The sequence below is a fragment of the Paratractidigestivibacter faecalis genome (assembly GCF_003416765.1).
Lineage (GTDB): Bacteria > Actinomycetota > Coriobacteriia > Coriobacteriales > Atopobiaceae > Paratractidigestivibacter > Paratractidigestivibacter faecalis.
Window position 1 is genome coordinate 1689045 of the sequence record NZ_QSNG01000001.1, and the last position, 21516, is coordinate 1710560.

Genomic DNA, 21516 nt, shown 5'->3' on the forward strand with positions numbered 1-21516 from the left:
GGGGGTGACCGCCGTCAAGCAGGTGAGCGTCTGCTCGCGCCAGCACCTGGAGAGGATGCGGGGCTACCTCGACTGGGGGCGCGACAAGGCGCTCGCCCACGAGACCTGGAACGTCATCGACGAGCGTGACTGGTGGCGGGAGATGGACCAGACCCGCGAGGCCCTCGGGCACAACGGGCCCGGCAGGGCGGGGGCGCGCTGCACCTACATGCAGCACCAGGTCCTGGCCTTCAACCCCGACGAGTGCTCCTGCAACGGCGGGCCCATGACGCCGGGGAGGTGCATGGACTGCGCCCGTGACTACGTCGCCCTGCGCTACCCCGACCAGGAGGTGGTCGCCGTCCTGCACCTGGAGGAGTGCCGCGGCGACGGGAGCCGCCGCTTCGCCTGTCACCTGGGCGTCAACAGGAGCGACCTGGCCACCGGGCTCAGGCTCGACGAGGGGCCGGCCAGGAGGGCGGCCGCCGCGAGGGCCGCGACCGTCCGGGCCCTGGACGAGAGGTACGGCCTCAGGCAGCTCGAGCGCGGCCAGGCCAACAGCCGCGCCCACGCCAGGCAGCCCTCCCGCGCCGAGAGGGAGATGGCCCGGCGCGGCCGGGCCGGCGACTCCGAGAACGCGCGCGTCCGCGCGGCGGTCGTCCGCGGGGTCGAGGAGGTCGGCCGAATGCGCTCGTGCCCGGACCGCATGGGGGAGCTGGAGCGCAGGCTCGCGCGCGACGGCGTCCGCATGCGCCGCGGGGCCCGCGGCGGCCTGCAGTACGAGTTCCGCTCGAGGTCCCTCGGCGGGACGCGCAGGGTGTCCGGCGCCCGCCTCGGCTTCGCCCGGGACCGCCGGACTGGCGTCGTGGTGAGGTTCACCGCGCGCGGGATACGCGAGGGCATCGAGGCCTTCCGGGCGCTCGAGCGCGCCGCGGAGAGACAGTACGAGCAAGAGCGAGGAGACGGCCAGTGATGGGACAACGGAGCCACCACCGGAAACCGAGGCAGGTCAGTCGACGAGGCCCCTGACCCCACGAACCTCGAGCACGCCCCTTCTGACGAAGCCAAGTTCGAAGCGCTCCGGCGAGAAGACGTCGAACGAGAACGACGCCGGCTCGAAGGGGGCCGGCTCGAAGCCCTCCGCTGCATACCTCTCGAAGTCGAAGCAATCCAGCCCCATGGCTGCCAAGACCGGCTCCGGAATGGAATAGTCGCGCTCTACGCGGCCGAAGAGGACGACGCCCGAGGTAATTCCAAGGGAGAACGTTGCCCAATCGGCCGCCGACAGGGCGGCGGCCCCCAGCACCGACCCAACCAGACTCCCCAGGAGGTACCCAAGGTAGGGCACGGGGACCAGGGCCTGGCCCGCGGCGCCGGCCGCCGCCTCCAGAGCAAGCACGGCGGCGTCCCTTGAGAGCGAGGCGGCAAACGCATCGGCGCCCGTCCTCCCGACGGCCACGTCGACACCTCCCTCTATTGCCCGCGAGGTGATTGCGACGAGGGTTGCCAGGGCCGGGGCGCCCAAGCCGGCCAAGGCTGGCACCATGCCGGACCTGGCTGCCGTCGTGACGGCAGCGGCGGCCGTTCCCGACACGAAGCCCCGTCCCCCGGCACGGAGAGCCGCGGCTCCCTCGGATCTGAGCAGGTCGGCGTCGAGCGTGCCGCCCGTCGCCATGGAGTGGATTGATTCGATGACCGTCGGGGCAAGCTCGAGCGCCGCCGCCAGGGCGGCCGCGTACGCACCCGTCATTGCAGAGTCACGAAGCAACGTTCCGGGGTCTATCTTCTGTCCGGCAGACAGCCCTTGTTCCGACGGCTTGAACCGACCGTCTCGCACCGCCTCTGCGGCATCCCTCGAACCATCCTTTGTGAGCCCGTCCGAGGTGTACCCGCGTCCCCCGTCGACGCGGTCGCGGAGCTCGGAGGCGGTGTCGCGGTACCTGGCGGCCTGTCCGGGACGGGCGGATGCTTCCTTCGCCGCGCGCCTCTCAAGCCATTCCAGCCCCTTGTCGAGCTGGTCCTCGGGCACCAGTCTCCTGCTTCCGCCGTAGACCTGGTCCCCCTCAAGGGCCTCGCCGCTCGCAATCGCCTTGGCCGCGGACGATCGCCCCCGCTTCGAGGCCTCACCAAAGGTCAGCGCCTGGGCCTTGGCGCTCTTCTCGGCCGTTGCGTAGTACTTCGCCTGGTATTTCCCGACGACGGACCCCGTCCCATCAACCAGCTCGACATCCGCGGACCCAAACCCGTGCGACCTCGGGACGACGGCGATGGGGCCCTCGTCGCGTGCGACGGCCCTGTTGATGTTGTAGGTTCCCGCGTGCAGATACTCCGCCACGTCGCCCGCGAGCGAGTCAATTGGCGTGCCCGTCCCCGAAAACTGCTCCAGGCCCGCCTCGAGTCGATGGACCTCGCGGTCGATGGAGTCAACCCATTCGGCGGAGCGCTCTGCCGCAATGGAAGCCGGCAGGCCGTCGCAGAAACGCTCGTACCCCTCCTCAAACTCGTCCACGGCTACTCCCCCAGAAAGGCGTTCAACCCATTCCTGCAGAAGAGCACCGCGGCGACGCTGTACTGGAAATCAACAATCTCTCGTTGTTTCACAGCGGCCCCCAGCCTCATTGCTCCGTGGTCGGCAAACGCCCGCAGCGCAATCACGCCGTCCTTCACAACCTTCGCGAGTCCCGACGGCTCTTTGCTCGGAGTCTCCCAACCGGAGGCCGGGAGGGCCAGCAGCCTCCCGATTTCCTCCTTCGGCTCCTGGTCGGCCCGGAGGCACAGCCCCTTGAATTCATCAAGCTCGTTCTCGGCGACCGCGTGGTCGACCAGGATAAACGCCGTGGTCCCAAGCCAGCCATACTGAATCCCGCAGCGGTCGAACTTTGGCCTGATGCACTCCCTGGCCTTGCGGCACTGGCTTCCGTCCCCCACGAACAGGGTGCTGTTCGACGTCGAGAGTTGGGGCTGGTGGGACCTGTACTCCTTCTCGTTCCAGATAGTTGCCTCGGTCCCGTCGTCCATGTCGCTTATCAGTTGTCCAATGAATTGGGCGCAGCCCTCTTTCGAGTCCTCGTAGACGACAATCAGTTTCCGCTTCATTGTGCCGTCCCATCGACGAAGTGGCGTCAAGCATGCAGACGATTATAGGTCCGCACGGACCTCGGCGGGAGCGACCCCGGAGCGGCGTGCCCCGCCCCCGGCCGCGCCGGGGCAAGATGATTCCGTGCACCGGAATCCATATCTTGCATGCCCGGAGACGGGGTCGCAGGGCAGGCGAGGCCAGCGCGGCGCGGAGGCAAGTTGGAGCCGAGCGTCCGCGCCACGCCGGCCGAGAGGAAACCGCCCACGGAAGGTGCCGGTGGCACGTTCCGCGAGCGGTTTCCGGTTTTTCGGTCTCTTTGAAAATCAATATCGTCGCCCCGGCAGGAGGGTCCTTCGAAATCCCCGACAGCGACTCGGCACGCCCGCGCAGGGTCACGGCGTCGCAAGGAGCGGCGGGAGCAGCGCGGGGCGTGGGCGCGTCGAGGAACGCGGCGTTCGCAGCGGACTCGGCCTATGCGCAAGACCGACCTGCCCGCTACCGGACGGTGACGATCTCCGCATTCTGGAGCGCATAGTCCGTCAGCTCCTGGCCGATTCCCGGAGCGTCCGGCACCTCGAAGTAGCCGCCCTTCGCCACGTAGTCGTTCTTGCAGAGCCGGATGTTGTCCTCGATGAGGGCAGAGGCGTGGAGCTCGTGGATGACGAAGTTCGGAATGACGGCCTCAAGTTGCAGCGCGGCGCTCGCGGAAACGGGACCGCCGCAGCAGTGGACCTGCACTCCAATGTCGTAGACATGTGCCTGGTCGCAAATCTTTTTGCCCTCCGTGATGCCACCCACGTTGCACAGGTCGGGCTGGATGATGTTAATGGAATGGTCCTCGAAGAAGGGCCTGTATCCCCAGCGCGTGTAGACGCGCTCCCCCGTCGCGATGGGTATGTCCACCTTATCGTGAATCTCACGGAACAGGGGCGCGTTAAGCGGCTGCGTGGGCTCCTCGTAGTAGAAGCAGCCCAGCTTCTGGAGCTCCCGGCCAAGCTGAACGGATGTCGTTGCGTCCGTGAGGGCATGGAGCTCGATGATGATGTCCACGTCCGGGCCCGCCTCGCGCATTGCGGCGACGCGGTCGACGGCGAGCTTCATCTGGTCGCGCTGAAGGATGCCGCGGCTTGAGCGACCCATCCAGACGCCGTTCTTGTCGAAGCCCACGGGATCGACCTTTACGGCGTCGAAGCCGTCGGCCATGGCCTTGCGCATCGCTTCGGCATATTCCTCCGGCTTTGCAAGCGAATGAGAGACCTTGCCCCAGTCGAACTGCAGCTGGGAGGCGTAGGCGCGCAGCCTCGTGTTGGTCTTGCCGCCCAGGAGCTTCCAGACGGGGGCGTCCAGGGCCTTGCCGCGGATGTCCCACAGGGCGATGTCGATGCCAGAGATGCCCGCCATGATAACGCCGCCGTTGCCCATCCCCCAGAACGTAAGGCGATGCAGCCTATCCCAAATCTGCTCGTTGTTCATGGGGTCAAGGCCAATGATGCACTTTGCGAAGTCGACCGCCATTCCGAATCCGGCGCTCTGCGCGTTGCCGTAGGCGACGCCCACCTCGCCCAGTCCCGAAATACCATCATCGGTGTTGACGCGCACGAAGACGGGATGCCACGGCACGTTGCCGACGGCGACCTCCGCGGGAATCGAGGGCTCCTTGAATGACCTGATGATGTCGACGCTCGTGATTTTCATGGGTATACTCCCTACCTTCCGTAATAAACGGTTCTGAGGAGCGCGCGCGCATCGTCCTCGGTGACCTTGACCGGGTTGGCTGGAGTGCAGACGTCGCTCATGACCTTGCCGACGAGAACGTCGATGTTTGCCTCGAACTCGTCGGCGTCGGGCACGACCTCCCTCATCGCAACGGGAACGCCGAGCTCGGCCTTGAGGTCGAGGATGACCCGCTCGAGGTCCGTCTTGCCCACGAAGCTCGCGAGCTCCTCGTAGCGGGCGGCGGCAGCGGCGTCGCGGTCCCGATTGAAGGCGATGCTATAAGGCAGCACGATGCCGTTCGCAAGGCCGTGTGCCACGTTGTAGGTGGCGCCGAAGGTGTGGGCGACGCCATGACAGATGCCCAGGGCACCATTGGTGAAGGCGATTCCGCCGAGGCAGCTTGCCGCGAGCATCGACTCGCGCGCCGCGAGATTGTCCGGCTCGTCGGCACAGACAGACAGGGCCCTGTAGCCGGCAACCCAGCCGCCCATGGCCATTCCGTCAGAGAACGTGTTCGCCGTGTTGGCGACGTATGATTCGATGCAGTGCGTGAGCGCGTCCATGCCGCAGGCGACGGTCCCGCCGCGAGGCATGGTCACCGAGAACGACGGGTCGAGGATGGCAACGTCCGGAATCAGGCGACCCGTGTACTCGCGTACGGAGTACTTCCTCTTCTGCACTGGGTCCTTGATGAGCGCGGCGCGCGTGCACTCGGAGCCTGTGCCGGCACTCGTGGCTATGCAGCACACGCGAGCCTTCTGGCGCAGGGTCAAAGGTGCCGGGGGCATTACCTCCTCGAGGGTCTTGTACTGGGGGTTCTCGTAGAAGACCCACATGGCCTTGGCCGCATCCATCGCGGAGCCGCCGCCGAAGCCGATTACCCAGTCGGGCTCGAACTCGAGCATCTCGGCGACGCCCTTCTTCACGGACTCCCAGCACGGCTCGGGCTCGACGTCGGTGTTCGCGCGCCAAGTCCAGCCCGCCCCCTCGAGGACGTCGGTGACGACCTTGAGCTGGCCGAGCTCCTCTTGGATCTTCCCGCTCATAACGATATAAGCGCGCTTTCTCTCGGCCGGCAGCTCCGCCAGAGAATTCACCGCTCCCTCGCCGAAGAAGATCTTGTCGGCGCCGAGCTTCACTGTTCTCATACTCAAACGCACCTCCCTCGTGCGGACGCGCCTGGCGCCCGCATCGCCTCTCTACCGAAGGGGCGCCCGGGTGGCGCTGGCTACCCGGGCGCCGCCGCGGAGCTACTTCGTCTGCTGGCCGTAGGTCTTCGAGCGCTCCATGGCCAGTGCCATCTGCTCGTCGGTCAGGTACTTCGGCTCGCCCGCCGCCATGCATTGCCACTGAATCTGGGCGGTGAACTCGATGTTGGTGGCAAGGCCGAACGCCTTCGGAAGGCTCGCCTGGTAGCACACATCGCCGTGGTTTGCGAGCAGCACGACACGAGTCTTGGGGTTATCGACGAGAACCTTCTCGACGGCGTCCGCAAGCTCCGGGGTGCCGAAGGTCACGTAGGGGACCAGGGGAACCTCATCGACGGCGGAGCCCATGATCACGTAGTGGATGGGCTTCAGGGTCTCATGCATGCAGGCAAGAGTGGTCGCGTAGGGGGAGTGCGTGTGGACCACGGCACGCGCCTCGGGACGGTTCTTGTAGACCACGGTGTGCAGGCCGTGCTCGGAGGAGGGCTTGCGCTTTCCGTCCACGATGTTTCCGTCGAGGTCCATGACGACGACGTCCTCGGGCGTGGTGTCAAAGTAACCGAGGCCCGAGGGGCTGATCGCCATATAGCCCGTCTCGGGATCATAGATGGAGATGTTGCCACTCGTCCCGACGGACAGGCCGGCCGCGCTCATCTTCTTGCCGTACTCAACGATCTGCTTGCGCTCTTCTTCCATCAGCATGGGAATCTCCCTTCCCTCGCAGGTAGCGAGGTAGCAGTAGTCATTTCTCTGTCAGGTTATTTCGCTTTGGGGGATGTGCGGCAACGCCGCGTTACCCCGACCGTCAGGGCGGCACGACCGGCAAACAGCCCGGACCTACGCCTTGAGGCTCTTCAGGTTGACGACCATGTCGCTCTTTCCGGTCTCCCAGTACTCCTCGATCTTCTTGGCGAGCAGCAGCGGGCTCTTGGGCAGGGCATCGACAACGTTACCGGCGTTGTGGGGACTCACGGTCACGTTGTCGAGGGCCAGGATCGGATCATCGGCCGCAACCGGCTCATCCCAGAACACGTCAAGGGCGCAGCCGCCGATGCTCCGGTCTGCCAGAGCCTTGACGAGAGCGTCCTTGTCGACGACGCCGGCGCGGGAGGTGTTGATGAGGTATGCGGTCGGCTTCATGAGTCCCAGCAGACGCTCTCCGATGCAGCCCTTGGTCTCGGGGGTGAGGCGCATGTGCAGGCTGATTACGTCCGAGGTCGAGAAGAGCGTGTCCTCGTCGACCATTCGGACGGGAAGCCCCTGCTCATCAACTTGCTCCTGGGAAACGAACGGGTCATAGGCAATGACCTGCTTCATTCCGACGCCGGCGCCCTTCTTGGCCACCAGTTTGCCGATGTTGCCAAGGCCGACCACTCCCAGGGTCATCTCGCACATGGAGGTGGTGTAGCCGCTGTTGGGGTAGTCCTTCCGCCACTCGCCGTTCTTGAGCGCTGCGTGACCGCGGGCGATGTTCCTGGCCTCCGCGAACATAAGGCCGATAGCGTAGTCCGAGGTTGCCTCCGCGTTGCGAATGCAGTGGATCACGGGGATGTTGCGAGCCGTCGCGGCCGCGACGTCGATGTGCTCCATGCCCCCGCGGCAGGTTCCGATGAGCTTCAGCCTGGGCCCTGCAGCAACGAGGTCCTCCGGGACCGGGCAGAAATGGGTGAGCAGAACGTCAGCGTCAGCGACCTGCTCGTAGGCCTCGCCCGGGACCTTCTCCGCAGTCGGACCGTTCTTCTCCAGGTTCTGGGCACGGTGCTGGAACTCCTGGCGAGAGGCATTGGGCCACTCGACGGCAACGACCTCAGCGTGTGAGTCGAGGTGCTTTGCAGCCTCAACGAGCAGTTCGCAGGGGACGACGATGTCTCCGATAACGACGATCTTCATGGGAACGACTCCTTCTTTGAAGGGGCGGGGCTCGCCGGAGGGACAGGCCCCGCCCGTCACGATCGCATGGTCTTGTCGAAGCCCGTCACGCCGTCAGGCGGCAGCAGCATCGACCTTGTGCTCGGGACGCTTGCCCGTGGCGAGGAACTCGAGGTAGTCCTGGAAGCGGACCTTGTTCTTGCGGAACAGGAAGTAGACCACGAAGTAGACGACAACCACGGCAGCGATGATGGCCGGGTTCTGGGTCATAAACGCCATGGTGATCAGGCCGGCGGTGCAGTTCGACATGATGAAGCCGATGACGAAGGTGCCGGCGGCAACCGCATCGACGGCAGCCTCGAAGCCAACCTCGGCGGCGACTTGAGTGAAGGCGTCGGCCCAATAGGATGCCATGAGGAGCTTGGCCGTAAAGACGATGATGGCCATGCAGACAGACTTCACGACGTTGCCGTTGGAGAGGGCGACCGGAATCTCGACCATGTACGGGAGAGAGGGCAGCACCATAAGGGGAATGACGAGGTTGCCCGGCATCAGGAAGGCGATGAGGATTCCGAACGGGATCGTGATGAGGCCCGTGGTGAGCGTAGCGGCCTCGCCGTAGCCCAGCGCGTCATTGACGGCGACGATGAACTGGCGGTTCTCGCCGTACTTGGTCTGGGCGAGGGTCTTGCGGGAGTACTCGGTCAGGGCGCCGAAGCCGGCGGCAAACATACCGGCAATCTTGGGGAAGATGGCCATGACAGCGGAGCAGGTTACGGCCACCTGGGCGACGTTGCCCCAGCCGACGATGGTGTTCAGGCGGTCGACGTTACCGACGAGACCGAGGATGGCGCCGATGGCAAGGCCGATGTACATGGGCTCGCCCATGAAGCCAATCTTCTTGCGGATAGATTTGGGGTCGGCCTTGATCTTGTCGAAGCCGAGCTTGCTGAAGAGGATGTTGAGCACGAGGTACATGGGCGCGTCGCCGTTGTGGTGGGGGGCCGTCATGGCGCAGCCCGGGTAGTTGTAGTAAGTGGACCAACGCTTCTGGACGGCTTCGGCGATAAGCAGAATCACCAGGTTGATGAAGAGCATCAGGCCGAAGGCCAGGGGCATGTTGCCCGTGAGCAGAAACAGGAAGGAGCCCCAAACGGAGATGGAGTAGTTGTTCCAGAGGTCCGAGGGCATGAAGATGTCGGTCCACTTGCCAAACCAGAGGACGATCTGGAAGAGCAGGCCAACGCCGATGAACATCATGCCAAGATCAGTGGAGTAGCAGACTGCCGCCACTGCCTGCCAGCCGATGTCGAGGGCCGGCTTGGAAAGGCCGGACGCGTCGACCATGCGGGTGATGAGCGGGGTCAGGACGCCGCCGAACGCCGTGGTGACAAAGGACATGCCCATGAGGCCGACGCCCACGAGCACGGCGGACTGGAACGCGCGCTTGCGCGGCGTCTTAAAGATGCGGCAGATTACGTAGATAATGATCGGCACGGTAATGTAGTTACCGAACGCATCGAAAATCTGCTTCAATGTTGCGAAGAAACCATCCATTAGTACAGCCTCCCTCAGGAGATGTGTTCAAGGTGCCAATAGGGTGGTACGCGAGTCAGGTCCTGGCCAGTTGCCGCTGGTCAGGGCCATCTTGTCCCGCTACTCACTCAGGTCGAGCGCGCCAACAGCGTCCATAAGCTGCTCGATGAACTCGTCTTCGTTGATTCCGACAAGGAACCCCGTCGCGTTCAGCATCGGGATGCCGCAGTCGTCCTCCACGGGGCTGGTGTAGGCCAGAATGTCCCAGGGGCGGGCGAGCATCATGGTTGAGACGCCCGGAGGGTTGGTCTCATCAGTGTCGCAATCGTACCCGTGCTCCTCCAGGACGTCGCGAATCTTCGCGGAGAGCATCGCTGATGTGGCGGTACCAGAGCCGCAGACACAAAGCACGTTCACAGTTCTCATTTTTCTGCTTCCTTTCCATGTCGGCCGTCCACGACGGCCCCGATGGTGACTAGGCCTCCTCGAGGGAGCTGAGCAGGTCCAGGATTTCCGCCTTGTTCCTAGACGCGCGAATCTTCGCGAGTCGGTCGCTATCCTGGATGACGTGCATCATGGCCTTGAGGAGCTCAATCTGCTGACCAGAGTCCTTGATCACCAGGGGCATGATCAGCTTTACGTCCAGCTTGTGCTCTGGCTCGCCCATCATGCTGAACTCGACGGACTCCTTGGGGACAATCACCCCGATTGCCGGCTTGTTGACCAGCGTCGGGTCTGTGTGGGGGATGGCGATGCTCATCTCCTTGCCCGGAAGGCCCGTGGGGAAGACCTTCTCGCGTGCGATCACCATATCCGCATATCCCTCGTTGACATAGCCGCACTCCTGAAGACGACCTGCCATGAGACGGATGGCCTCCTCAGAGGTCTTAACGTCGGCGTCAATGAAAACGAGCCTCTCGTCCAATAGCTTGCTCATATTAATCACCTCCTTCAAATGCCTGGCATGCGTTCTATCAACAGAAAAATGGGGTTTGCCGCGTTAGGACGGAATCAGCCCAAAGCGCGCGGCCGTAACGACGAGGGAAAAGAGCAGGAGGGCCGCCGCAACGGCGCGAATGGCCTTCCGCGTTCTCACAAGTCCGAGGGGAAGGTAGTATTCGTAGCGCGGAAGCACGCGCGGCCAGACGAGAATCAGCAGGGAGAAGCCCACGAGGGGAAGCGACGTCCAGGCCGGTTCCTGGCCCAGAAAGCCGATGGCCACCCAGGAAGCGATGGCAATGCCCGCAAGGAGCACGTAGAAGGCCTGACGGAAGCGGGCGTCCCTCTCGACGAAGGACTCAGCCCGGCGATAATGCTCCTCGCAGCAGCACTTGAGGACCGGAGTCCCTCCGGGATTGACCACATACGCGTACTCGGCGGTGGGCCGGCCGCACCACAGGCAGTTCGCGACCTCGCCCTCGACGCCGTGGTGCCCATTGTAGACTAGCTTGCGCTTCGCAGACATGTCTGCCCCTTCCCTCCGGCACGCCCAGAACGGCGTCGACACTCGTCCTCAAACCTGTCGACGACTCCTCGATCAGAGAAAAGCTCGTAGATGCTGAACAGCGTCCCCCAGTGGGAGTACCGGTTTATGGTCGAGATGCAGATGACTATCTTCGCCGGAGCGCCATCGGGGAAAACGACGCCGTCGTCGCAGAGTGCGATTTGAGCCGCTACGCGTGCGCCCTTGTCACCCTGAACGGGACAGCGGACCACGACGACATCGCAGGCCATGCGGTAATACATAAAGCGCGGGCCCCTGACGAGGTTCTTCATGCGCTCCACGAGTGAGCTCCCCGCCGAGTCCCCCTGAAGGGCTTCGGCGCACCTGAGGACCGCCTGTTGCCAAGTCCCGCCGCTCTCGAGAATCACCGTGTCCTCGCGAATGTGGGCGTCGCCGACCATGGGTGCGTGAGAGTTCACGGTGCAGCGCCCGCCGTCGTCGAAGAACTTGAAGAGCTCGAAGTACAGGTGGTCCGACCCGAGCCAGGAGGAATCGCCCTCTGGCATGTTCTCGGACATGATGTCGAGAATCCCACCGATCAGGGAATCGTACCGAGAGATGATTCGGTTCCTCTTCAGGACGCCATAAATCTGGTGCTTATTCTCCTCCGAGAAGAAAGGCGTCACCTCGACCATGTTGTCGCTCCTCATTTCGGGGGGCAGGGGGACAAGCGCGAGGACGACCGCATAGCTCTCCAGAGTCCAGCGATGCAGCTTCTCGGAATCTGCCGTACTCCAGTCGAAGCTGATGCCGCAGGCTTGGGAGAGCTGGTCTCTGACCAGAGTCGCCGTCGACATGTTGTCCGCCCCCACGATCAGGACGCGGTCGGCGCTCGTGTCGCCACGCTCGAGCATCTTGCTGTCTAGGTCGCTCGAGAGGTAGATGGTGAGGAAGGCCAGCTCGTCGTCGGACAGGCTGCCCATGCCGGACTCGATGGCGGCGCGGCGGCAGAACTCGAAGGACATCGGATACATCTTTCGGACGTCGTCCGTCAGGGGGTTATGCACCGGGATGCCGTACTTCTGCCGATAGAAGAGCGGCCTGATGTGATGTGAGAGCTGTTCCTTGACGAACTCCTTGTTCACAAACGTCAAGCATGCGACGCGCTCGAAGTTCCCGATCAGGCTCTCTGCCAAGCTGGAGACATAGGCGTCTTCCTCGCTCTGGTGGGCGAAGTCGGCCGTCTTGATGCCGAGGAGAAGCGAGGTAATGTAGAGAATCTCCTCAGAGGGCAGAGCGATGCCGACGCTCTTGAGCTTCTCAGCGCTGCACTGGACCGAGCGGTAGGAAACGGTGCCCATGAGCGTGATCTGCTCGTCGCGGCCCATGACCACCGAGTTGCCGGCGAGCCCGCGAAGCCAGGACACCTGAACCATCATTCCCTCGAGGCCGTTGCTCTCCAAAAAGCAGCGCGTCTTGAGGTCGCTCTCGTACTGCTTGATGAGGCTGCGACAGAGGGCGTAATAATCGATGTCGTTATTCGTCACCCTGACGAGTGCGGCTTGCAGAAAGCGCTTTGCGTCATGGGCGTGCCCGGAGTCAGCGAGCTCCTTGAGGCTTGACCAGATGCGCTTGCGAATCGTTATCTCGTCGCCAAGGACTTCGTAGCCGGCAGCCGCCACGCTGGAGAGTGAGAGTCCGAGCGAATCGAGGGACTCGCGGATCTCGTGGACGTCCGCAATCACGGTGTTTCGGCTGACCCCGAAGGAATCCATGAGCACGCCTATGGTAACCGGCTCGGAGGAGAGCGCTATGCGTAGAAAGGCCATGCTTTGGCGCTCTGCGACGGAGAAGTACCTCTGGTCGGCAGACCCAGACAGCCTTTCGACCGAACTCCATTGAACTCCCCTAGCACGAAGGCATTGGTCCTCGACCGAGACACTGCCCAGGCCAGCGGAGGTCAGCCAGTCGTTGATGCGGGAAATGTCATAGTAGACGGTGCGTCGAGAAACCCCAAACTCCGACATGACATCCGCCAGGGGAAGCCCCTTTCCAACGGATTGGGAGAGGCTTCTGAGCAATTGAACTTGGCGACTCTTGAGTTCCACGCCGCACCTCCTCGCCTCACGATTGGGACTCTTCTCTTGCCTGCTTCCATTCTCCGCAGACCTCCGCTCTGGGGAATTACCAATTTGGTGCAAGAAGGAGACCGTCGGATGTGCAAATACATGTACTTACGCACATTACAGCACAGAAGGATAAGCGACACCCGGACTCCTGCCTTGGCCTTATTTGTTTTGGCAAACGCATGTCTTGCTGTTTTTCGATTACTATTTGATGCCAAGACTTTTTCAAGCCAATCGCAAGGACCAAACAATTGCACTGGTAACCACGCCGTTTGCCGGCTAAAACCACCCGCTTGTGGTCGTTTGCACCAAGCCTGCAAATCGAGATAGGGGTACAACCCGCTTCACGGACAATCGTCTCAAACTGGGCCACGAGTGCAATTACATGCGCCAAGAGCCTTGCACTCAGCGCGCTTTCTTCGGGGGGTTGAAGGTCGAGTTCTCCCGTGGCTGCGATTGGGACGGCGTGATGGATGGCAAATTCCCCGGCACGCTCAGCTCGCGCCCAATTGGCGCCGCCAGAAGCCTAGAGACGGCTTTGAGCACGAGGTTTGGTTGATTGCGACAAAGAAACCAAGCCGAGGCCGTCCCGCGTCCCGTGGAGTCGGATTGGCGAAGCACAGCAATCTGGCATTCCCGCCCCCAGACGCTCGGCGGCGCCAGGCTGCCGTGGCGAAGCGCCACCGGAGTCGTCCGCAGGCGCCGCCGTCAGCCAGTCGACGCTGCTATCGACGCAGTCCTGCGCCTTGGCGAGGCACGCAAGGCGCCACAGGGGCGAGCCCGGTGCCACCAGCGCCCTCTTCGCCATACCATTAGGCACTGGTGCCCGAAGTGCGGCGCCGGCAGGTGATCCGGAGAAGCCCCACCTACCCCCGCACCTCGAAGGAGATGTCCCCCTGCTCCAACGTGTCGACCCTGTCGACGATCCGGCGCAGCGTCTCCATCTTCTCCGACGTCGAGCACCCGGGGTTGTACCAGATGCCGCCTCCGATCTCGAAGCCGTAGCCCAAGGGCTCGGTCGAGAAGTACCTCGACGGGAACCTCCCTCCCGTCACCGCGGCCCTGAACGCGCGGGGGTCCTCGGCGTAGACCCGAGGCAGCAGCCAGCGCATGGCCTCCACCCACGTGCCCACGGCGGCCCGCTCGCCACGCAGGGAACACGCCGACACCTTGAGCCCGGTGAACTCGAACCCGCCGTCCAGAGCGTGGCTCTCGCGCGCGGCCTCAGCCGGCGCGTAGGTGCTCTCGGGCATCGGCCACAGCTTGAGGAACCTCGACCAGAGCCTCTCGCGCCTCTCCTCGATCTCCCGGATGCCCCACCTGTCGCAGAGGGCCACCGCGCGGCTCAGCCTGAGGCCGCTGTCCCTGAAGCCGCTCTCGCGGTCCCTCTTGTCCGCGAACGGGTTGTTCGAGTACTGGGAGTTGTAGCCGGTCAGCGTGAGGTTGCCGATGGTGTTGACGTATGCGGCGTGGACCTCGTCGTCGGCCTCTTCGCCGAGCTCGTGGCGCCACTGCGGGCTGAGGGTCTGGGGCATGATGTGCTCGACCGTCAGGGTGCCGTCCTCCAGCATCCCAACCACATTCACGCGCTCGACGCTGTCCCCGTTCTCGAGCCTGTCGTAGAGGTAGAGGCGCTTCCGGTCGATGTGGTAGAAGTCTCGCCACTCGAAGCAGCGCCTGAACTCGTCGTCCCTGGGCAGGACCCCGGCGCCCTCGCGGCGCAGCAGCGAGTACTTGAGCGCGTTGGCGTAGCCCTGGCCGTCCGCGACGCCCCTCTCCGCCTCGCGGTGCAGGGTCTCGAACACTTTGTTGAGCGCGTTGGTGGGGACCCTGCAGACCCACCTCCTGAACAGGTACGTCTCCACGGCAAGAAGTGCCTCGACGAGCTCGCTCTCGCCTATCTCCCCACCCTCGAACGAGGCCAGGGCGCTCATCAGGAACGGCGTCGTGACGCCCGCGTCGAGAAGCCCGAGTCGCCTCAGGACCGCGTTGGCCCTCGCAGAGGGGCACGACGCCCCCTCGGCCTGACGATAGAGCTCGGAGTACCTCAGCAGCTCGGCGAGCAAGTCCCCGGCGACGCGGTTGGCGGCGTGCCCCCTGAACTCGGGGTAGACCCGCGCGATGGCCGGGGTCCTCCCCGTGGCGCACGTGAGCCAGTCGCGGACGAAGCCGCTCACGTCGTAGCCGCAGTTGGCCTCGATGGGGTTCCAGTACTTCGTGTAGCACTCCTCCTGCTCGGCCTCGGGCAGGTCCATGAGGACGTAGTTGCAGATCTTGTCGCCCTCGGAGAGGGCCAGGCCGGTCGAGTTCAGGCTCTCGAAGATGAGCTGCGCGTCGTCGTCCGCCTCGAGCCTGATGTCGATGACGGTGAGTGCCTTGATCGCGTCGCGGAGCTCCTCGGCGGTCAGGCCCGTGGCCCCGACGCGCCCGAGCAGGTAGCGGTAGTTCTCCGTGACGTTGGACCCCTCGACGAGCTTGTCCGCGTCGCCCTCGACGACCCGCTTGAAGGCCTCCTGGTCGTCCTTGATCAGCTTGAGCTTGAGCTTCTCCACCTCGTCGAACTCGTCGATGAGTCACTCGCGGCGAATCCTGTCGGCGGTCCTCCCCGGGCTCTCCGAGGCGACGTTGCCAGCCTCGAGCTGCGCGACGAGTGCGGCCAGGAGTATGAAGACCGTCGTCACGCGCTGCTGGCCGTCTATGAGCACGCGACGGTCCATGTCGGCCTTGGACACTATGCTTCCGAAGAAGTGGGAGGCGCGCCCCTCCCTGGCGATTCCCTCGAGGTCGTCGAAGAGGCGCTCGCACTGCTCCTGCCTCCAGTCGTAGTTGCGCTGGTAGACGGGGATGACGAACCTCGTGTCGGCACCCTGGAGCATCTTGACCAGCGGCTTTGCGTCTCCGCGCATCTGCTTCCCCCTACTCCTTGCCCTGGATTACCGCCAGGAGGTCGTTCTGAAGATACGACCTCATTGCCCAAGAAATCTTGCTGCGTCACGCTACGAGCCATGCGTCCGAGCAACGGCCACATCACAGTAGTTGATGATACGACGGAGAGCGCCGGGCCTCGGGGCCCGAGGCCCGACCTCGTCGGTCGACGAAACGCTGCGTTAGTCAAGCGGGTGCGGGACCCCAGGGCACCACGGAGACTCCTCCACAGAATCTCCCGCCGGGAAATTCCTCCCATTTCTCCACCCAAAAGGTCGAGACAAAAAAAGCAGGTCAACCAAATTCCTTGGCTGACCTGCGAAAGTTTATGGTCGCGGGGGCAGGATTTGAACCTACGACCTTCGGGTTATGAGCCCGACGAGCTACCAGACTGCTCCACCCCGCAATGCGGTGCACTTCGTTGCGCAAGTAGTAACTATACGCACTGCCCCTACCTTCGTCAACAATGTGAAGACAACTCCACAATTGACCTTCGCGGGGACGTATGAACGCCCAGCACCTCGCGCCTAGGCCTTCGCCTCCCCGGCTTCTCCCTCGTCCTCCGCCGCATCCTCCTCGGCGGCCGCTGGCGCCCACTCGCCCGCGAGGACCCGCGCCCACGTGGCAAGGATCTCCTCGCGCTGTTTGGCGGCCGCGTCGGCGTCGGTCGCCACGACCTCGACGTCGTCGTCCGCAGGCACGTCGTCCCCACCCGCGACCTGCACGTCATCGGCCACCGGCCTTGCCAGCGCGTCAGCCACAACCTGCTGGCCGTCGCGCCCGGTAAGAAACTCGACAAAGGCCGTGGCCTGCTGCTTGTTGAGGCAGCCCCCGACCGCGCCCCCGCAGGCGTCAGCCACGCCCATGGCGGACTCGGGCCAGGCAACGGCGGTCTGGCCGGTCCTTCTCGCCAGCTGACGCGCGCGCTGCTCGCTGACCAGCGCGACGTCTGCGTTCCCGTCAAGAAGCGTCTGCACCGCGGCGTCCTCGTCCGCGCAGATCACGGCCCCGGCGGCGAGAAGCTCCCGCACAAACGCCCAGGAGACGTCATCTCCCGGGGCGCCGCCGGCAGACGCGCCCGCGGCCTCGGAGAGCATGGCCACCAGGTGAAGCCAGCCGGCCTCGCAGGACGCGGGGTTGCACAGCGCCACACGCCCCGCAAGCGACGCGGCCAGAAGATCGGCATAGGCGGCCGGAGCTTCCTTCTTGCTGGCGACAAGGCCCTCTGCCAGCGAAAACGCGCCGATTTCGCGCTGGACAGGCTCGAGTCCCGAAGACAGCCCCTCTACGCCCGCGTACCAGAGCGCCTCTCCGCCCCAAACGACGTCAGCCACCGGCTTGCCCGGCGCGTCCCCGTCGGCGAGCTGCCCCGCAAGCTCGGCCTCGCTGCCGCGCACCACGGCAACCGTCACGCCCGTGTCCTGCGAGAAGCGCGCCACCACATCGTTTACCAGCTCCTCCGGGCAGCTGGTGTAGAGCGAGAGCTTGCCGCCGAGCTTGGCGGCGCCGTTCTCGGAGGCCTCGGCCCCGGCCGAGGGCTCAACCGGCACGTCGGCCGCACCGCGGCTGCAGCGGGTCACGCCCACGGCAATGCCCGCGCCGGCCACCACCAGCGCGGCCCCACCGGCAACGAGCGTCCTTCTGGTCAGCTTGACCTCGGAGAGCCTGGGCAACCCCGACGGCTTGGGCAGGCTCACGCGCGCTCACCCTCAAGCTCTGCCAGGATCTGGGCCATGACCTGCTGCGCGCCGTGCTCCCGGTTGCTGGGAATGACGCGCTGCGCGATTTGCTTGACGCCGTAGCGGGCGTTGTCCATGACGTAGGGGTGGCCCACGTAGCGCAGCATGGCATAATCATTCATTGAATCGCCAAAGGCAACGACGTCCTGGCGGTCAATGCCGTAGTACCTAAGAATGTGCTCCAGGCCCGTGGCCTTGCTCACGTGACGCGGCGTGATGTCTATCCACTGGGAGCCGCTGGGCAGGAAGGTGAAGCAGTCCGAGAGCTCGCGCTCCAGGACAAAGGCCATGTCCATGATCTGCTCGGGCTTCTCGCAGCAGATTCCAACCTTGATGATGCTCACGTCCGGCGAGGGCAGGTCGTAGACGCGCTCCGCGTCCGGCAGGTCCTTGTCCAGCTCGCGCACGTAGGCGGACTGGTCGTCCAACAGGTAGGTGTGGGCCTCGTCGTAGACGGCCATGTGCAGGCAGTCGAACATGCTGGAGACCTGGTAGAGCCGCTGCAGCGCCGTCGTGGAGAAGACCTCGCGGTCAAGCAGCACGCCGTCCGCATAGACCTGCGTGCCCATGGAGGCCACGAAGTCCATCTGGTCCGCCACCGGCTCGAAGAAGCGGCGCAGGGTCTTGTACCTGCGGCCGGAGCTGGCGGCGAACACCACGCCGTGCTCGCGCAGACGCTTGACCAGGTCAAACGTCTCTGGCGGCACCTGGGAGTTCTCGTCGAGCAGGGTGCCGTCCATGTCGGTGGCAATGAGTCTGATCACGGGCTGCTACTCCTTCATGAAGTCCGGCGTGCCGCCCGTCACGGCGGCGACGGCAATCTCAAACAGCGCGTCGGCCACGCCCTCCTCGGCGCTGGCGCCCACGTGCCAGCGGGCGGCCTCGGCAACCTCGGCAATGGCGTTTGCCACGGCAACGGAGTTGGGCACGGCGCCAAAGAGCTCCAGGTCATTGGCCGCGTCTCCAAAAACCAGTACCTCGTCCGGCGTGATGTCCAGCTCGTCTAGGAGGATAGGCAGGCTCGCGGCCTTGGACATGCCCTTGGGCATGACGTCAAACCAGTCCGGGATGGGAGAGACTATGCGCAGCTCCGGCACGGCCTCGGCTACAATCTGCTGGCAGCGGGCCATGCGCTCCGGGCCGCCCGTGCAGGCGATGGTGGCCGCCACAAACGGGATGTCGGGCACCTCGTCCACCACGCCGCCGTTGAAGACGGTGCGGGCCTCAAAGACGGCAAGCTCGGCGCTGCTGACGCCCACGCCGTAGGCGGGGTTCATGAGGTTGGTCTCTTCTGGGAAGCAGACCAAGAACATGCCCTTCTCGCCGCGAATTGCCTGGTCAATGCGGACGAGCTGGTCATGCGGGATGAGCGTGGTAGAGACGTAGCGCCCGTCCAGCCGCACGCGCTTGCCGTTGGAGAAGATGCCCGTCATGAAGCACTCCTCGTGCATGCGGAAGAGGCGGCTGAGCTCCACGTAGTCACGCCCCGTGGCCGGGCCAAAGCGCACGCCAGCATCAAGAACTGCATGAATTGCCTCGACGGTGCGCGGACTCACGCGCTGGCCAAGGGGTATGAGCGTGTTGTCCATATCCGACAGAACGAGCTTTATCACGCGTGCTCCTTTCTTGATGCGGTTCCGGCGGCCCCGACGGCCGCGCTGGCGAGAAGCCCGCGCCGCCGTGGCCCTTCTCGCCTAGACCAGCGTGCCGTCCGGGCCGTACTCGATGGCGTCGAAGCGGTCCAGGTGAAGCATGATCTGCTCAATGTCCATGGCCCCGAGCAGGGTTGCCGTGTAGGCGCCGCCCACGCCCACGCGGAGGTTGCGGTAGCCCGTGCCATGGCGCACGCCTCCCCACGAGAGGCGGTCGACGTCGGAGTAGCGCACCAGCACCCGGCGCCCCACCAGCGGGGTCACCACCATGTGGTCCTCAAAGAGCGCCACCTGGTGGCGGCAGAGCGCCAGCCACGCCGCAAAGAGGCAGATGACAAAGGCGTCAAAGAAGGCCAGCACGAAGACGTAGCGCTGCCAGAAGACGCCCGTAAGGCACAGCACGCCGAGCACGACGCCCACACCACCCATGACAACCATGGCCTTGACCAGCGAGTTTGTGAGCTCGGGGGGAACGGTGTAGGTGTCGTGGTGGCGGTGGTGGCGCTCGGCGATGAGCACCTTGGCGCCGCGCTCGACGTAGGCCGCACCCAGCGGAAGCAGGATGCCCACCATGGCCAGGGCTAGGAACATGGGCTACTCCCCGTCTGCGGCGCCAGCCGTCGGGGTGGCCACGGTGCCGTCCGCGCGCACAGCGGCGAACTTGGCCACCAGACGCTCCAGCAGATCGACCGTGAGCTCAAGGCTGCGCACGGGAACGAACTCGCGCACCGAGTGGGCGTTGTAGCCGCCGGTGGCGATGTTGGGGCAGGGCAGGCCGCGGAAGGTCAGCTGCGCGCCGTCGGTGCCACCGCGGGCCGGGACGAGCACGGGCTCGATGCCCACCTCGCGGTTGGACTCCACGGCATAGTCAATAAGCAGCTGGTCAGCGGGGCCGAACTTCTCGGCCATGTTGCGGTACTGCTGGCGCACCTCGACGGTGACCGTGCCCTCGCCGTAGCGGGCGTTCTGGAAGGCGGCGATGCGGCGCAGCGTGGCCTCGCGCTCATCGAAGTCGGTGGCGTCAAAGTCGCGCAGGATGTAGCAGAGCTTGACCTCGTCCGGGGTGCCGGAGATGTCCGTGGGGTGGTAGTAGCCCTCGCGGCCCTCGGTGTGCTCCGGACGCTCGGCGGCGGGGACCATCTGCTGGAACTCGGAGGCCAGCGTGATGGCGTTGACCATAATGTTCTTGGCGCTGCCGGGGTGGACCACCACGCCCTTGAAGGTAACCGTGGCCTCGCTCGCGCTGAAGCACTCGTAGTTGAACTCGCCCAGGGTCTCGCCGTCCACGGTATAGCCCCACTTGGCGCCCAGCGCGTCAAGGTCAAGGAGCGCGGCGCCGTGGCCGATCTCCTCGTCGGGGACAAACGCCACCTTGATGGTGGGGTGGGCCAGCTCGGGGTTGGCGACCAGACGCGCCAGAAGCGCGCAGATCTCTGCCACGCCGGCCTTGTCGTCAGCCGAGAGGAGCGTCGAGCCGTCAGAGCACACGATGTCCTGGCCTTGGAACTTGGCCAGGTCGGGCACCTGGTCCGGCGTGGTCTGGACGGGCTGGCCGTCGACGATGCCGGCCACCAGCGGGCCGCCCTCGTAGTGGACGATGTGGGGCTTGACGCCGGAGGCCGGGGCGTCCTTGGCGGTGTCGATGTGGGCGCAGAGCATGAGCGCGGGGGCGTCCTCGGCGCCCTTGGAGGCGGGCAGGGTGCCGGTCACGTAGGCATGATCATCAACCTTCACATCAATACAGCCAATGGAACGCAGCTCTTCTCCCATGACCTCGGCCATCTTGTGCTGAGTGGGCGTAGAGGGCGTCTGCGCCTCGTTGTCCGGGTCGGACTGGGAATCTACCTGCACGTAGCGCATGAAGCGCTCGACGACGTCACTCATGGTGCCTCCTGGCGTTGCGCGCACGGGCGAGCGGCGCAGCCGCCGGCGCCGGGCGCTGGTCTTGTCTGGGTGAGATTCTACTCCAGGTGTGCACGGCCGCGGCAAACGGCGCGTAAGGTGAGGGCCGCAAACGGCCCTCACCACGTTTTGGGTTCGCGGATTTGGCGGCGAGACAAGCAGCACTTGATGAGCAGCTCTTCTACCTGCGCTTTTGCTACGCCATTCTGGGAAGCCACCGCAATCGCCCGGTAGACCGAACCCAAACCGGATATTGATTTGGGTTCGCCGCTCGGCCGGTCCCGAGGCGGCAAAAAGACCCGCAGGCCTCTGACCTGCGGGTCTTGTTTCTCGTCTCTGCG

19 protein-coding genes and 1 tRNA gene are annotated in these 21516 nt (G+C 64.7%); 1 reads left to right on the plus strand and 19 read right to left on the minus strand.

Annotated elements, in window-relative coordinates:
- The first annotated feature begins 4 nt into the window (after positions 1-4).
- Positions 5-952: a hypothetical protein gene (locus DXV50_RS07500; RefSeq protein ID WP_117205610.1), complete on the plus strand. Its 948-nt coding sequence runs from the start codon at positions 5-7 to the stop codon at positions 950-952.
- A gap of 36 nt (positions 953-988) precedes the next feature.
- On the opposite strand, the gene DXV50_RS07505 is transcribed toward DXV50_RS07500, so the two are convergent.
- The 19 genes from DXV50_RS07505 to pepT all read right to left on the minus strand — a co-directional run bounded on the left by DXV50_RS07505 (position 989) and on the right by pepT (position 21157).
- Positions 989-2488, minus strand: a complete 1500-nt coding sequence (locus DXV50_RS07505; protein WP_117205611.1) for a hypothetical protein — start codon at positions 2486-2488, stop codon at positions 989-991.
- A gap of 2 nt (positions 2489-2490) precedes the next feature.
- The gene (locus DXV50_RS07510) at positions 2491-3075 is read right to left on the minus strand and encodes a hypothetical protein (RefSeq protein WP_117205612.1); all 585 of its coding nucleotides are present in this window, start codon (positions 3073-3075) and stop codon (positions 2491-2493) included.
- 478 nt (positions 3076-3553) lie between these two features.
- Positions 3554-4753, minus strand: a complete 1200-nt coding sequence (locus tag DXV50_RS07515; RefSeq protein WP_117205613.1) for a mandelate racemase/muconate lactonizing enzyme family protein — start codon at positions 4751-4753, stop codon at positions 3554-3556.
- An 11-nt stretch (positions 4754-4764) separates the two neighbouring features.
- On the minus strand, positions 4765-5922 hold the full coding sequence (locus DXV50_RS07520) for an iron-containing alcohol dehydrogenase (protein ID WP_117205614.1): 1158 nt from the start codon (positions 5920-5922) through the stop codon (positions 4765-4767).
- Positions 5923-6024: 102 nt separating this feature from the next.
- Positions 6025-6684 carry a class II aldolase/adducin family protein gene (locus tag DXV50_RS07525; RefSeq protein WP_117205615.1) on the minus strand — a complete coding sequence of 220 codons (660 nt, stop codon included), beginning with the start codon at positions 6682-6684 and terminating at the stop codon, positions 6025-6027.
- Positions 6685-6819: 135 nt separating this feature from the next.
- Positions 6820-7872, minus strand: coding sequence for a 2-hydroxyacid dehydrogenase (locus DXV50_RS07530; protein ID WP_117205616.1), 1053 nt, complete (start codon positions 7870-7872; stop codon positions 6820-6822).
- Between the two features lie 93 nt (positions 7873-7965).
- The gene (locus DXV50_RS07535; protein ID WP_117205617.1) at positions 7966-9408 is read right to left on the minus strand and encodes a PTS galactitol transporter subunit IIC; all 1443 of its coding nucleotides are present in this window, start codon (positions 9406-9408) and stop codon (positions 7966-7968) included.
- Positions 9409-9507: 99 nt separating this feature from the next.
- Entirely contained in the window at positions 9508-9813 is a 306-nt protein-coding gene (locus DXV50_RS07540) for a PTS sugar transporter subunit IIB (protein WP_117205618.1), read from the minus strand.
- 49 nt (positions 9814-9862) lie between these two features.
- A complete protein-coding gene (locus tag DXV50_RS07545) occupies positions 9863-10324 on the minus strand; it encodes a PTS sugar transporter subunit IIA (RefSeq protein WP_117205619.1) in 462 nt (153 codons plus the stop codon).
- 63 nt (positions 10325-10387) lie between these two features.
- Positions 10388-10852 carry a hypothetical protein gene (locus tag DXV50_RS07550; RefSeq protein WP_117205620.1) on the minus strand — a complete coding sequence of 155 codons (465 nt, stop codon included), beginning with the start codon at positions 10850-10852 and terminating at the stop codon, positions 10388-10390.
- Complete coding sequence (locus DXV50_RS07555; RefSeq protein WP_117205621.1) at positions 10831-12939, minus strand: BglG family transcription antiterminator; 2109 nt, start codon at positions 12937-12939, stop codon at positions 10831-10833. Before DXV50_RS07555 ends, DXV50_RS07550 begins: the two co-directional genes overlap by 22 nt.
- 884 nt (positions 12940-13823) lie before the next feature.
- Positions 13824-15509 carry a DUF262 domain-containing protein gene (locus DXV50_RS07560; protein ID WP_117205622.1) on the minus strand — a complete coding sequence of 562 codons (1686 nt, stop codon included), beginning with the start codon at positions 15507-15509 and terminating at the stop codon, positions 13824-13826.
- A 21-nt stretch (positions 15510-15530) separates the two neighbouring features.
- Positions 15531-15863, minus strand: coding sequence for a DUF262 domain-containing protein (locus DXV50_RS07565; RefSeq protein WP_117205623.1), 333 nt, complete (start codon positions 15861-15863; stop codon positions 15531-15533).
- A gap of 348 nt (positions 15864-16211) precedes the next feature.
- Positions 16212-16288 (minus strand) — tRNA-Met (locus tag DXV50_RS07570).
- Positions 16289-16409: 121 nt separating this feature from the next.
- Positions 16410-17579: an ABC transporter substrate-binding protein gene (locus DXV50_RS07575; RefSeq protein WP_117205624.1), complete on the minus strand. Its 1170-nt coding sequence runs from the start codon at positions 17577-17579 to the stop codon at positions 16410-16412.
- Positions 17576-18385 carry an HAD family hydrolase gene (locus tag DXV50_RS07580; protein ID WP_117205625.1) on the minus strand — a complete coding sequence of 270 codons (810 nt, stop codon included), beginning with the start codon at positions 18383-18385 and terminating at the stop codon, positions 17576-17578. Before DXV50_RS07580 ends, DXV50_RS07575 begins: the two co-directional genes overlap by 4 nt.
- Positions 18386-18391: 6 nt before the next feature.
- Positions 18392-19234: an HAD family hydrolase gene (locus tag DXV50_RS07585; RefSeq protein WP_117205626.1), complete on the minus strand. Its 843-nt coding sequence runs from the start codon at positions 19232-19234 to the stop codon at positions 18392-18394.
- An 81-nt stretch (positions 19235-19315) separates the two neighbouring features.
- Positions 19316-19864 carry a hypothetical protein gene (locus DXV50_RS07590; protein WP_117205627.1) on the minus strand — a complete coding sequence of 183 codons (549 nt, stop codon included), beginning with the start codon at positions 19862-19864 and terminating at the stop codon, positions 19316-19318.
- 3 nt (positions 19865-19867) lie between these two features.
- The gene (gene pepT / locus DXV50_RS07595) at positions 19868-21157 is read right to left on the minus strand and encodes a peptidase T (RefSeq protein ID WP_117205628.1); all 1290 of its coding nucleotides are present in this window, start codon (positions 21155-21157) and stop codon (positions 19868-19870) included.
- Positions 21158-21516: the final 359 nt, after the last annotated feature.